The sequence below is a fragment of the Cupriavidus sp. USMAHM13 genome, assembly GCF_001854285.1.
GTDB classification, from domain to species: Bacteria; Pseudomonadota; Gammaproteobacteria; order Burkholderiales; family Burkholderiaceae; genus Cupriavidus; species Cupriavidus malaysiensis.
The window spans coordinates 616,068-629,247 of the sequence record NZ_CP017751.1 but is presented as its reverse complement, the minus strand read 5'-3'; the positions used below and the strand labels follow the sequence as shown (position 1 = coordinate 629,247).

Sequence of the window (13,180 nt, the reverse complement as noted above, 5' to 3'; positions counted from 1 at the left end):
AGGGGGACAGACGGGGCGAATGCACCAGCGCAAGGCTATCACACACCAAAAATGTGCGCTTGCATCATAATAAAATCAGTAACTTACATAGATTGTAATTACAGATTACGTATCCTATACTCCGGCCTGTTGCGCGACACCCATTCCATAACAGCCCCCTTCCACCCCAGGAACCTAGGAGACAAACGTCATGCAAACCACCAGCCGGGCCGGCGCGCTCGCGGAGACCAGGAGCTCCGTGCGCTGGAAGATCTTCCTGATGATGCTGTTCCTCATCGCGATCAACTACATCGACCGGGCCTCGCTCTCGGTGGCGATGCCGCTGATCGCCAAGGAATTCGACCTCAGCCCGACCATGCAGGGCCTGATCCTCAGCGCCTTCTTCTGGACCTATGCCCTGATGCAGGTGCCCGGCGGCATGCTGGCCGACAAGTACAAGCCGCGCATCGTGATCGCCACCGCCACCGTGTTCTGGGGTGCCTTCCAGGCCCTGGCCGCGGTCTGCACCAGTTCCACCGCGCTGCTGCTGACGCGCCTGGGACTGGGCGCGGCGGAAGCGCCGATCTACCCGGCCGGCGGCAAGCTCAACGCGATCTGGATGACGCAGAACGAGCGCGGCCGCGGCGCCACCCTGCTCGACGGCGGCGCGCCGCTGGGCGCGGCGCTGGGCGCCATCCTCATCACCTGGCTGATCACCGCGCTGGGCTCGTGGCGGCTGTCCTTCGTGGTGGCCGGCGGCGGCACGGTGCTGGCCGGGATGTGGGCCTGGTACTACATCCGCAACCATCCGCGCGAACACAAGGGCGTCAACGAGATCGAGGCGAAGTACATCGAGGAGGCCCAGGCCAGCGAGCACCGCGCCGAACCCGCCAACCTGTCGGGCCGCTCGCTCGACTTCTTCAAGTACCGCTCGGTGTGGTGCATGGCGCTCGGCTGGATGTGCTTCAACACCGTGTTCTACGGCCTGCTGACCTGGATGCCGAACTACCTGAACAAGGTGCACGGCTTCGACATCAAGGCCATGGGCGGCGCCAGCTTCATCATCTTCTTCTCCGGCTTCGTCGGCGAACTGATCGGCGGCTGGATCGCCGACAAGTGGAAGGCCGCCGGCGGCTCGCCCAACCGCGTGATGCGCACCCTGTTCGGCATCGCCGCGGTGGTGGCCACCGTGTCGATCTTCTCGGTCGCCTATGTCAAGGACGCGGTGGTGGTGGTGGCGCTGTTGTCGTCCACGCTGTTCTTCCTGCGCTGGTGCGGCCTGTTCTGGTGCATCCCGTCCATCCTCGGCACCCGCGACAAGGTGGGCTTCCTCGGCGGCGTGATGAACCTGGGCGGCAATATCGGCGGCATCTCGGTGCCCATCATCGTCGGCATGATCGTGCAGTACACCGGCTCCTACTTCCTGGCGCTGATGTTCTTCGCCGCCGCCGGCGTGGGCCTGCTGATCGCCTCGACCGCCATCGACTACGAGAAGAAGCTGCCGGTGTGACGCCGCGACGGCCACGGCCGGCGCCCCCCGGCACCTCCACGACAGAGACAACGACAAACGCGGCGGCGCGGCCCTCCCGGCCGCGACCGCGCGCCACCTCCTGAGAGCAGAACCATGAGCAAACCCATCCGCCTCGGCATGCTGACGCCGTCCTCCAACACCGCGCTGGAACCGATCACCAGCGCCATGGTGAGCGGCCTGCCGGGTGTCAGCGCGCATTTCTCGCGCTTCACCGTCACCGAGATCTCGCTGCGCGACCAGGCCCTGGGACAGTTCGACCTCGACAAGATCCTGGGCGCGGCGCAACTGCTGGCCGATGCGCGCGTCGACGTGATCGGCTGGAACGGCACCTCGTCCGGCTGGCTCGGCTTCGAGCGCGACGAAGCGCTGTGCCGCCAGATCACCGAGGCCACCGGCATCCCCGCCACCACCTCGGTGCTGGCGCTCAACGAGATCCTCGACAAGACCGGGGCACGCCGCTTCGGCCTGGCCACGCCCTACCTGGCCGACGTGCAGCAGCGCATCGTCGCCAACTACGCGCGCAGCGGCTTCGACTGCGTGGCCGAGCGCCACCTCGACCTGCACGTCAACTACAGCTTCGCCGAGGTCGAGGAAGCCACCATCGCGCGCATGGTGCGCGAGCTGGCGCAGACGCGCCCGCAGGCCATCACCACCTTCTGCACCAACCTGCGCGCGGCCCACCTGGTGGAAGCGCTCGAGGCGGAGACCGGCATCCCGGTGTACGACACCATCGCCACCGTGGTGTGGAAATCGCTGCGCCTGGCCGGCGTGGACACGCGCGCGCTGGCCGGCTGGGGCCGGCTCTTCCGCGAAGTCGAATAGGCCCGCGCCGCAGACAGGCAACGACAGCAACAGGAGACCAGACCATGCCCGCCCACGACACCCTCGATCTCGTCATCCGCAACGCCGACGTGGTGACCGCATCGGACCGCTTCCAGTGCGACATCGGCGTACGCGACGGCCGCATCGCGGTGCTCGGCCACGACCTGCCGCGCGGCGCGCGCGAAGTGGATGCCACCGGCCTGCTCGCGCTGCCCGGCGGCGTCGACGGCCACTGCCACCTCGACCAGCCGATGCCCGACGGCCTGCGCATGGCCGACGATTTCTTCACCGGCACGCGCGCCGCCGTGTGCGGCGGCACCACCACCGTGATCCCCTTCGCCGCGCAGGAGAAAGGCGGCTCGCTGCAGGCCGCGGTGGACGACTACCACCGCCGCGCCGAAGGACGCGCCGTGGCCGACTACGGCTTCCACCTGATCGTCGCCGACCCCACGCCGAAGGTGCTGCGCGAGGAACTGCCCGCGCTGATCCGCCGCGGCTACACCTCGTTCAAGGTCTACATGACCTACGACGACCTCAAGCTGTCCGACCGCGAGATGCTGTCGGTGCTCGAGGTGGCCAAGGAGAACGGCGCGCTGGTGATGGTGCACGCGGAAAACGCCGACTGCATCTCCTGGCTCACCGACAAGCTGATCGGCGAAGGACGCATCGCCCCGCGCTTCCACGGCCTGGCCCGCCCGGCCGCGGTCGAGCGCGAAGCCACCCACCGCGCCATCACCTTCGCCGAACTGGTCGACGTGCCCATCCTGATCGTGCACGTCTCCGGCCAGGAAGCCATCGAACAGATCCGCTGGGCCCAGGGCCGCGGCCTGCGCATCCTCGCCGAGACCTGCCCGCAATACCTCTACCTGACCGCAGATGACATGGGCCTGTCCGGCGACCATGGCTATGAAGGTGCCAAGTGCGTGTGCAGCCCGCCGCCGCGCGACTTCGAGAACCAGGCCGCGGTCTGGCGCGCGCTGGCCGGCGGCGTGTTCAGCGTGTTCTCCTCCGACCACGCGCCCTTCAACTACGACGACCCGGCCGGCAAGCAGCCTGGCGGCGAACGCCCGTCCTTCGACCATATCCCCAACGGCGTGCCCGGCATCGAGACGCGGCTGCCTCTGCTGTTCGACGGCATCGCGCGCGGCAAGCTGACACTGCACCAGTTCGTCGCCCTGACCTCCTACCGGCCGGCGCGGCTGTACGGCCTGTACCCGCGCAAGGGCACCATCGCGGTCGGCGCCGATGCCGACATCGTGCTGTGGGACCCGGCGCGCAAGGTGCGCATCGCCAATGCGGAGCTGCATCATGCGGTGGACTACACGCCTTATGAGGGGATCGAGGTGACCGGGTGGCCGGTGCACTGTTTCTCGCGGGGCGAGATGCTGGTGGAGGGGGGGAGGTATCTGGAGCCCCTGGCGGGGCGGGGGAGGTTTTTGGCGGCGGGGGTGCCGGTGATGGATTGAGGGGGTTCGATGCTTGGTTCGAGCGGTGTCGGTTTGCGGGGCAACGGCCTGTTTCGGTTCTCGTGACTTGGTGCTTGTCGTGTGGGTTTGGGCGGTGTTGGTATGCGAGGCAACGGCCTGTTTCGACTCCCCTGCGGGGAGCCGACTCACTTTCTTTGTCTCGCCAAAGAAAGTAAGCAAAGAAAGGCGACCCGGGTGCGGCGAAACCCCCTCGCGAATTGGCCCCGGCCGCCGCGCCCGTCCGAACTCGCGGCCTGCGGCCGCTCAGACAGCGGACGGGCTTCATCGGCGGCCGGGGCCAATTCGCGAGGCGCCGCACACGGGAGGGAAAGGCCAACCGTTGGTATGCGAGCGGGCTCACTTTTGCATAACGGCCAGGTTTGCTAAGCCTTTGTGTTCGGCCAGCAGCTGGCCGAACACAGCCCACCCGAAGCGAAGCGAGGCGTGGCATCTTTTCCCTGCCGTGTGCGGCGCCTCGCGGGCTGGGGCAAAGAGCGGATTAGAGGGCCCCCTGTCTGAGGATCGCCTTAAGGCGATCCGAGTTGGGGCCCGGCCGCTCTTTGCCCCAGCACGCGAGGGGGGGTTGAGCCGCACCCGGCGCGCCTTCTTTGCCTACTTTCTTGGGCAAGACCAAGAAAGTAGGTCGGCTCCCCCGCAGGGGGAGTCGAAACAGGCCGTTGCCTCGCAAACCAACACCGCCCGAAGACAAGCGACAAGGCATCAAGTCACGAGAGCCGAAACAGGCCGTTGAATCGCAAACCGACACCACCCGAAACCAAACCCAAGAACACCAGCAAACCAAGCCCCCAAACAAAACAAGGAGCCCCCATCATGCAACTCCTCATCATCAACCCCAACACCTCCCAATCCGTCACCGACTTGATCGAAGCCGAAGCCAGGCGCAGCCTCTCCCAAGGCACCCGGATCACGATGGCCACCGCCCCCTTCGGCGTCGCCTACATCGAAACCCGCTTCGAAGCCCTGGTCGGCGGCTACGCCACCGCCTGCGCCGCCGCCGAGCATGCGGGCCGCTTCGACGGCCTGGTGGTGGCGGCCTTCGGCGATCCCGGCCTGGCCGGGCTCAAGGAGCTGTTCGACGTGCCGGTGGTCGGCATGACCGAAGCGGCGCTGGCCAGTGCCTGCCTGCTCGGCCAGCGCTTCTCCATCATCGCCATCTCGCACCGCATCGAAGCCTGGTACCGCGAATGCGTGGCGGCCAACGGCCTGACGTCGCGCCTGGCGAGTGTGCGTTCGCTGCAGGAGCCGCTGCGCGACATCGGCAGCGTGCAGCAGGACCACGCCGCACGGCTGGAACAGTTGAGCCTGCAGGCGGTGCGCGAGGATGGCGCCGATGTGATCATCGTCGCCGGCGCACCGCTGGCGGGTCTGGCGCGCGAGCTGAAGGAGCGCATCCCGGTGCCGGTGGTGGACGGCGTGTCGAGCGCGGTGCGGCATTGCGAATCGCTGGTCGCGCTGGCGCCGCGCGGTGCGCGCGAGGGCAGTTTCGCGCGGCCGCCGCGCAAGCCGAACGTGGGCCTGCCGCCGGCGCTGGCGCGCCTGCTGGACTGAGGGACTGAGGGACTGCGGGATCGACCGATCGTGCCGCTGGCCACGGCGGCACGGGCCTGTCCTGCGCTACCCGGCGTGACGATCCGCCCTCCCTATTCGGGCACGGCAATGCGCGCGGCCAGATGCGTCACCACCGCGGCGATGCGGCGCAGGTGGCGCGACTCGGGATGGGTCAGCAGCCACAGGTCGGTCTCGCAGGGCTCCAGCGCCGGCGTCAGCGCCACCAGGTGCGGGCTGCGCGCGGCGATGGCCAGCGAGATCACGCCCGCGCCCAGGCCGGCCGCCACCGCTTCGGCCAGGCTGCCGATGCTGTTGACACCGTACTGCGGCACCACGCGCGGCAGGTGCTTGCGGCGCCAGCGCACCGAGGGATGCTCGGGCAGCGCCTCGTCGGGCCCGATCCACGGCAGCGCCGACAGTGCGGCAGCGTCCCAGCCGGGCGCCGCCGCCGCGCCGTCCTGCTGCGCCGGCAGCGGCGCGACCTGCTCGGCCAGCCCGCGCGCGGCGAACACGGCCACGCGCAGCGGGCCGAGGCGGCGGCCGATCAGGTGCGGCGGCGGCTGGCGCGTGGCGCGCACGGCGATGTCGGCATCGCGCCGGCTCAGGCTGGCCAGTTCGTTGGTGGCCGCCAGCTCGAAGCGCAGGCCGGGATGGGCGCGGCCGAAATCGCTCAGCGCAGGCAGCAGCAGCGCGTGCAGCACGGTGTCGGTGGTGGAGATGCGCACCAGGCCGCTCAAGGTGCCGGCGCTGCCCGCGGCATGGCCGCGCGCGGCCTCCAGCTCGGCCTCGATGCGCTCGGCATGCTGGGCGAACTGCTGCGCCAGTTCGGTGGCCAGGTAGCCCGCGCGGCTGCGCTCGAACAGGCGCCGGCCCAGCCCCTTCTCCACCCGTTGCAGCACGCGAAACACGGTCGAGGCGTCGACCCCGAGGCGGCGCCCGGCCTCGGCCAGCGTGCCGCCGCGCACCAGCGCGAGCACTGCGTCGAGGTCGGCCGGCGTCAGCTGGTATTGCGAGTTTGCAGCCATGATTTGCGGCGATGCGCATTGCGATTGCGGGCCCGCAATCCTAGACTGCTCCGGTTGCCGCCACAAGCCCGGCCACCGGAACAGGCGCCGCCCCTGCCGTGCACGCGCGCCACCGCTCCGCCAATCAACGCCAACCGGAACCCGACATGAAGCTCTACTACACGCCCGGCGCCTGCTCGCTCGCCACTCACATCGCCCTGCGCGAGGCCGGCCTGCCCTTCACGCTGGCCCGCGTCGACCTCGCCACGCACAAGCTGGCCGAGCCCGAGAACGGCAGCGACGATTTCTATGCCATCAGCCCGCGCGGCTACGTGCCGCTGCTGCAGCTCGACAACGGCTCGCGCCACACCGAGGGCGTGGCCCTGCTCGAATACGTGGCGGACCGCGTGCCCGAGCGCGCCCTGCTGCCGGCGCCCGGCACGCCCGAGCGCATGGAGGCGGTCGGCTGGCTGGCGCTGGTGGCCACCGAGCTGCACAAGGTGTTCAGCCCCTGGCTGTGGCACAAGGAAACCGCCGCCAGCACGCGCGAGGACTGCAAGGCCAAGCTGGCGCTGCGCTTCGCCGAGCTCGACGCGCACCTGGCGCGGCGCGAATACCTGATGGGCGATACCTTCACGGTGGCCGACGCCTACTGCTTCACCGTGGTCAACTGGGCCAATATGCTCGGCCTCCCGCTGGGCGCCTATCCCTCGCTGCAGGCCTACCTGGCGCGCGTGGCGGCCCGCCCCAAGGTACGCGAGGCGCTGGTGGCCGAGGGCCTGGCCAAGGACTGAAGCGGAGCGCGTGCCGGCGCCGGCCCTGGCCTCAGTGGGCGCCGGGCACGCGCGGCACCCGGTAGTGCTCCTGGGTCAGCAGGTCCAGCCCGCAGGCCAGCGAGCCCACCCAGTCGATGAAGCGCGCCACCATCGCCTTGCCGCGCAGCGGCGGGCCGTGCTGCGGCACGATCCATTCGATGTCCAGGCCGCGCGCCATCCCGGCCCACAGCCGGCAGGCGCGGTTGCCGCTCATGTAGCGCTGGTGGAAGGGCAGCATGGCGGCGACGTGGGCATCGAAGTCGGTCACCACGGTGCCGGCCTCGGCCGCGCTGGTCATGGCCGCGCCCAGGTCGCCCGAGAACAGGATCTTGCTGACCGGGTCGTAGAACTGGAAGTTGCCTTCCGAATGCAGGAAGTGGGCCGGCACCGCCAGCAGGTGGCAATGCCCGAGCGGGATGGCGGCGCCCGGGTCGGGCAGCGTGACGATGCGCCCGGCGGTCTTGCCGGCCTGGCAGAAATGCGGCAGGAAACGGGCCCACACGCGCGAGATCAGCACCTTGCTGTCGGACGCGGTCAGCCAGCGCCCGACCGAGGCGACGATGTCGGGGTCGGCGTGCGAGGCCAGCACGTAGTCCAGCTGCTTGGGCGGGAAGTAGCGGCTGATGGCGAGATAGAGCTCGCCGTAGGTCATGTGGCCGCCAGGGTCGATCAGGGCGCCGTGGCCATGGTCCACCACCAGGAACTGGTTGGTCTGCACGACCTCGCCGTGCTCCTCCTCGACCAGGTCGGCGAACATCAGGCAGCTGTGCCCGTCCGCCTCGTAGAGCGTGATTGCCATCGTCTCGCTTCCTCGCCCGCGCCGCCTCCCCGGGGAACGGCGCCGACGGGGGCGGCCGGTGGCGCGCAAAGCGTCGAGGCTAATGCGGCGGGCGCGGCGCCGGCTTGACGCAGGTCAAGCGGCGCGCGCGGCGGCCGCGCGCGCTATCGCGATGCGTCCAGCAACTGCTCGATGCGGGCGACGAAGGGCGCCTCGTCGGGCTTGGTCAGGCTGTTGAAGCTGGCCACCACCCGTCCGTTGCGGTCGATCAGGTATTTGTAGAAGTTCCACTTCGGCGCGGTGCCGGTCTCCTTGGCCAGCAGCGCATACATCGGATTGACCTCGCTGCCGCGCACATGGCTCTTGCCCAGCATCGGGAACTTGACGCCGTAGGTGTTGTAGCAGAACTCGGCGATCTCCTTGGCCGAGCCCGGCTCCTGCGAGAAATCGTTGGAGGGGAAGCCGAGCACCACCAGGCCGCGCTCGCGGTATTTGCTGTACAGGGCTTCCAGGCCTTCGTACTGCGGCGTGAATCCGCAATAGCTGGCCGTGTTGACCACCAGCACCACCTTGCCGGCGTACTGGCAGAGATCCTGCGGCGCCTCGTCCTGCAGGCGCGGGAAGCGGAAGTTCAGGGCGGCGGGACAGGCGCCCGGACGGGCGCCGGCAGGTGCGGCCGCGGGCTGGTCCGCCGCCGCGGCCGCACGCGGCAGCGCGGCGGCGGCCAGGGCCAGCAGGGTGGCGCCGAGCAGGACCGGCAGGCTGGCGGCGGGCGCGGCGCGGCGCGCGCGCGGCAGGGCAAGGGGGAACGCGTGCATGGCGGGGGCTCCGGAAGTCGGTTTGCCCTGTAGTGTATGCCGGCCGGTGCGCGGCCGCGCACCGTCGCACCGTCGCACCGTCGCACCGTCGCACCGTCGCACCGTCGCACCGTCGCACCGTCGCAAAAGCGCAAAAGCGCGGAAGCGCGGACGCGCAGGAGGCAAGGCGCGCCAGGCCGCCGCGACGGCGCCGCGCGCCGCCCGCCTCACTCCATCGCCAGGGTGGCGGCGTGCTCGGTCACGCTGCTGCGCAGTTCCACGTCGGGACCGCGGCGCGCGATCAGCAGGGCCAGCAGCGCGGCGGCGGCGCCGGCGGCGAAGATCAGGTGGAATCCGGAGGCCACTCCCGCGCCGAGCGCGTCGCGCACGGCCGGCGCAAGCTGCGCCAGCGCCTCGCTGCCGTGGCGCAGTGCGCCCAGGTCCAGTTCGGCCGGCAGTCCGGCCGCGGCCTGGGCCCGGCGGAACTCCAGCGTCAGCAGCGTGCCGGCCAGCGCGCCGCCAAAGGCGCTGCCGAGCGAGCGCAGCACCAGCAGGGCGCCGGTGCCGGCACCCATGTCGCGGCGCTCCAGCGCGTTCTGCACATTCATCAGCGTGCCCACCATGGCCACGCCGAGGCCGACACCGGCCACCACCATGGCCAGCAGCACCACCGGCAGCGGGATCGTCGCCGGCACCACGGCCAGCACGGCCAGGCCCACCACGGCGGCGGCCAGGCCCGCCACCAGCAGGCCGCGCAGGCGGCCCAGGCGCGGCGCCAGCCAGGCCACGATGAAATTGCCGGCCACCGTCGCCAGCAGGAAGGGCACCACCAGCAGGCCGGACAGCGAGGCGTCGGCGCCGCGCACCAGCTGGAACTGCAGCGGCAGGGCGAAGATGCACAGGAAGATGTCGAGGGCGGCCAGCGCCGAAGCCGCCGCGCCCAGCACGTAGGCACGGTTGGCGAACAGCCGCGGCGGCAGCATCGGATCGGCGGCGCGGCGCTCCTGCCAGGCCAGGGCCGCCAGCGCCGCCAGCGTGGCCAGGACGAGCCCGCCCATTTCCGGCGACAGCCAGTCGAACAGGTCGCCGCCCCAGCTCATGGCGAGCAGGAAGGTGACGATGGCCACCGTCAGCAGCATGGCACCCAGCCAGTCGACGCGCAGCCGGCCGCCGGCGCGCGGCAGCGCCAGCCGCGCCAGGCCCCGGTGGCACATCAGCATGGCCAGCAGGCCGAGCGGCACGTTGATCCAGAACAGCCAGCGCCAGGACATATGGTCCGACACCCAGCCGCCCACCAGCGGCCCGGCGATCGACGCCACCGCCCACACCGTGGCCAGGTAGCCCTGGTAGCGGCCGCGCTGGCGCGGCGCCACCACGTCGGCGATGGCCGCCTGCGCCAGCGACATCAGGCCGCCGCCGCCCACGCCCTGCAGCGCGCGGAACAGGATCAGCTGTCCCAGCGACTGCGCCATGGCGCAGGCCACCGAGGCCAGCATGAACAGGGCGATCGCCGCCAGCAGCAGGCGGCGCCGGCCGAAATGGTCGGACAGCTTGCCGTACAGCGGCGTGGTCACCGTCGACACGATCAGGTAGGCGGTCACGATCCACGACAGGTGGCCGAAACCGTTGAGGTCGGCGGCGATCGCCGGCACCGCCGGGATCACCACGGTCTGGTCGAGGGCGGCCAGCAGGATGCACAGCACGATGCCGCCGATCACGCGCATCACGGCCTGGTGGTCGTGCACGGGCGCGGCGGACTCCGCGGCTGGGGCGGAGGGGGAGGAAGACGTTGACATCGGGGGAACTGCCGTCAAGATGCAGCCAACGGCTGCGAAGGCATGGCGAGACGCGGGATCTCCCGCCCGCCGGCGCATCCGGGTGCGGATACGGTGGCGCTGGCCGCCTGCTTATTCAGTGAACGCATAATTATATGCGTGCAGCGGCTATCGCGTTGGTACCAATCCGGGCGGATGGATGGTGCCACGGCATGGGCTGGGCCGTGCCATCGCCAGGCGGGAGCGCGCGGCCGCGCTGGCACAGCGCTTGCTCGCCCTGTGGCGTAACCGACGCGCCGGCTTCCCGGCCCTCACAGGAGACCTCATGATGCTCACCCGCCGCCGCCTGCTGCAATGGTCCGCCGCGCTGGCCGCCGCCCCCCTCGCCGCCTGCGGCCGCAAGGAAGACGTGCCCGCCGCGGCGCCCGCCTCCGCCTCCGCCTCCGCCGCCGAGGCCGCGTCCGCGCCTGCTGCCGCGGCCGCCGTCACCGGCAAGCCGCTGGAGATCGGCTTCGTCTACCTCGGCCCGGTCGGCGATGCCGGCTGGACCTATGCCCACGAGCGCGGACGCCAGGCCCTGATCGAGGCCTTCGGCGACCGTATCCGCACCACGTACGTGGAAAACGTGCCCGAAAGCGGTGCCGAGGCCGAGCGCGTCTTCCTCGATCTCGCCAGCCAGGGCAAGCAACTGATCTTCGGCACCAGCTTCGGCTACATGGAACCGATGCTGAAGATCGCCAGGCAATTCCCCGAGGTGCGCTTCGAGCACGCCACCGGCTACAAGACCGCGTCCAATCTGGGCGTCTACGCCGGCCGCATGCACGAGCCGGCCTTCCTGGCCGGGGTCATCGCCGGCCAGATGACGCGCAGCAACGTGCTGGGCTTCGTCGGCGCGGTGCCCATCCCGGAAGTGATCCGCAATATCAATGCCTTCACGCTGGGCGCGCGCGCCGTCAACCCGAAGGCGGTGGTCAAGGTGGTCTGGGTCAACAAGTGGTTCGACCCCGGCAGGGAGCGCGAGGCGGCGGGAGCGCTGGCCGCCCAGCACGCCGATGTGCTGATCCAGAACACCGATTCGCCGGCCGTGCTGCAGTACGCCGAGGAAAAGGGCCTGCGCGCCTTCGGCTGGGATTCCGACATGTCGCGCTTCGGGCCCAGGGCGCACCTGGCCTCGGCGGTCTTCAACTGGGGCGTCTATTACAAGCAGACCGTGGGCGACCTGCTGGCGGGCCGCTGGCAGCCCGCCACCACCTGGTGGGGCATCAAGCAGGAGATGAACGACCTGGTCTCGCTCGACGACAAGCTGCCGGCCGCGGTCCGCGCCAGCCTGGCCAGCCATCGCCAGGCCATCGTCGCGCAGGGCAATGCCGCCATCTTCCGCGGCCCGCTGCAGGACAACACCGGCAAGACCGTGCTCGCCGCGGGCGCCAGCGCCGACGACGCGGCCTTGCTGGCGATGAACTATTACGTGGCCGGCGTCGAAGGCAGGATCCCGGCATGAGCGCACACCCGCAAGACCGTCCGCAAGACCACCCCCAAGCCGCCCCGCAACATGCCGCGGTGGCGGCCGGCCAGGACGCCACCGGCCCGGAACACGATCAGTGGCACCCCGTCCTCGCGCTGGAGCATGCCGATGGCGACGGCCCCTATCCCGTGCGCCTGCTCGAGCGCGACCTGGTGCTGTGGCGCAATGCCGATGGCTGGCATGCCTGGGACGACCGCTGCCCGCACCGCGGCGCCGCCTTCACGCTGGGCCGGGTGCAGGACGGCCTGCTGCGCTGCGGCTACCATGGCTGGCGCTTCGAGAGCAGCGGGCGCTGCACGCGCTATCCCGCCCATCCCGGACTGGTGCCCGCCCCGCGCGCCTGCGCCGTCACCCATGCGGTGCGCGAGGCCTACGGCCTGCTGTGGGTGCGCCTGGCCCGCGCCGGCGACGGCGCAGCGCCGCCCCCCGCGCTGCCGCCCTTTCCCGAATCCGGCGCAGCGGGCTGCCGGCAGGTCATCGCCGGACCCTACGATGTCGCCACCTCGGCCCCGCGCCTGGTGGAGAACTTCCTCGACATGGCCCACTTCGGCTACGTCCATGACGGCTACCTCGGCGATCCCGAGCACACCGAGGTGCCGCCCTACGAGGTCGAGGCCAGCGGCAACCCGCGCGCGCCCGACGCGCTGCGCACCATCGGCTGCCGCGCCTGGCAGCCGCGCTCGCATGCCAGCGCCGAGGGCGGCGCCATGGTCGAGTACGAATACCGCGTGGTGGCGCCCTATACCGCCGTGCTGACCAAGGTGCCCGACCTCGGCGACGACCACCGCGCCGCCATCGCGCTGTTCATCTGCCCGCGCGAGCCGGAGGCCAGCCGCGTGTGGTTCGTCATGTCGCTGGTCAGCGAGGACGACGACGCCAGCCTGCGCGCCTTCCAGGACACCATCTTCCTGCAGGACCAGCCCATCGTGGAATCGCAGCGGCCGCGCCGCCTGCCGCTGGCCACCGGCGTGGAAGTGCCGCAGCCGGCCGACCGCATGGCGAGCGCCTACCGGCGCTACCTGGCGGCGCACGGGGTGCGCTTCGGCACGCTGCCCTGAAGCCGGCCACAAGCAGGCGGCGGCGCGGCGCAGCAGAACGAAACGCGGGACGGGGGCGAAG

At 70.6% G+C, this 13,180-nt stretch carries 11 protein-coding genes; 7 read left to right on the top strand and 4 right to left on the bottom strand.

Annotation, left to right across the window (positions count from 1 at the left end):
• Window positions 1–190: 190 nt before the first annotated feature.
• The 4 genes from BKK81_RS02765 to BKK81_RS02750 all read left to right on the top strand — a co-directional run bounded on the left by BKK81_RS02765 (window position 191) and on the right by BKK81_RS02750 (window position 5,367).
• Window positions 191–1,489 carry an MFS transporter gene (locus BKK81_RS02765; RefSeq protein ID WP_071010656.1) on the top strand — a complete coding sequence of 433 codons (1,299 nt, stop codon included), beginning with the start codon at window positions 191–193 and terminating at the stop codon, window positions 1,487–1,489.
• Between the two features lie 114 nt (window positions 1,490–1,603).
• Window positions 1,604–2,332 carry a maleate cis-trans isomerase family protein gene (locus tag BKK81_RS02760; protein WP_071010655.1) on the top strand — a complete coding sequence of 243 codons (729 nt, stop codon included), beginning with the start codon at window positions 1,604–1,606 and terminating at the stop codon, window positions 2,330–2,332.
• A gap of 44 nt (window positions 2,333–2,376) precedes the next feature.
• Entirely contained in the window at window positions 2,377–3,798 is a 1,422-nt protein-coding gene (hydA, locus tag BKK81_RS02755) for a dihydropyrimidinase (protein WP_071010654.1), read from the top strand.
• 831 nt (window positions 3,799–4,629) lie between these two features.
• Entirely contained in the window at window positions 4,630–5,367 is a 738-nt protein-coding gene (locus BKK81_RS02750) for an aspartate/glutamate racemase family protein (RefSeq protein ID WP_071010653.1), read from the top strand.
• A gap of 92 nt (window positions 5,368–5,459) precedes the next feature.
• Here the strand turns inward: BKK81_RS02750 and BKK81_RS02745 are convergent, their stop codons facing one another.
• Window positions 5,460–6,392: a LysR family transcriptional regulator gene (locus BKK81_RS02745; RefSeq protein WP_071010652.1), complete on the bottom strand. Its 933-nt coding sequence runs from the start codon at window positions 6,390–6,392 to the stop codon at window positions 5,460–5,462.
• Window positions 6,393–6,538: 146 nt separating this feature from the next.
• Here BKK81_RS02745 and gstA point away from each other — a divergent pair, with 146 nt between their 5' ends.
• A complete protein-coding gene (gstA, locus tag BKK81_RS02740) occupies window positions 6,539–7,165 on the top strand; it encodes a glutathione transferase GstA (RefSeq protein ID WP_071010651.1) in 627 nt (208 codons plus the stop codon).
• A 31-nt stretch (window positions 7,166–7,196) separates the two neighbouring features.
• On the opposite strand, the gene BKK81_RS02735 is transcribed toward gstA, so the two are convergent.
• The 3 genes from BKK81_RS02735 to BKK81_RS02725 form a co-directional block, all read right to left on the bottom strand.
• Entirely contained in the window at window positions 7,197–7,985 is a 789-nt protein-coding gene (locus BKK81_RS02735) for an MBL fold metallo-hydrolase (protein ID WP_071010650.1), read from the bottom strand.
• Between the two features lie 143 nt (window positions 7,986–8,128).
• Window positions 8,129–8,782: a glutathione peroxidase gene (locus tag BKK81_RS02730; protein WP_083383906.1), complete on the bottom strand. Its 654-nt coding sequence runs from the start codon at window positions 8,780–8,782 to the stop codon at window positions 8,129–8,131.
• Window positions 8,783–8,988: 206 nt separating this feature from the next.
• Entirely contained in the window at window positions 8,989–10,485 is a 1,497-nt protein-coding gene (locus BKK81_RS02725) for an MDR family MFS transporter (RefSeq protein ID WP_071015962.1), read from the bottom strand.
• 376 nt (window positions 10,486–10,861) lie between these two features.
• Between BKK81_RS02725 and BKK81_RS02720 the strand changes: the two genes are divergently transcribed.
• Window positions 10,862–12,037 carry a BMP family ABC transporter substrate-binding protein gene (locus tag BKK81_RS02720; protein ID WP_071010649.1) on the top strand — a complete coding sequence of 392 codons (1,176 nt, stop codon included), beginning with the start codon at window positions 10,862–10,864 and terminating at the stop codon, window positions 12,035–12,037.
• Window positions 12,034–13,119, top strand: coding sequence for an aromatic ring-hydroxylating oxygenase subunit alpha (locus BKK81_RS02715; RefSeq protein WP_083383905.1), 1,086 nt, complete (start codon window positions 12,034–12,036; stop codon window positions 13,117–13,119). The genes BKK81_RS02720 and BKK81_RS02715 overlap by 4 nt, the downstream gene beginning before the upstream one ends.
• The last annotated feature ends 61 nt before the right edge of the window (window positions 13,120–13,180 follow it).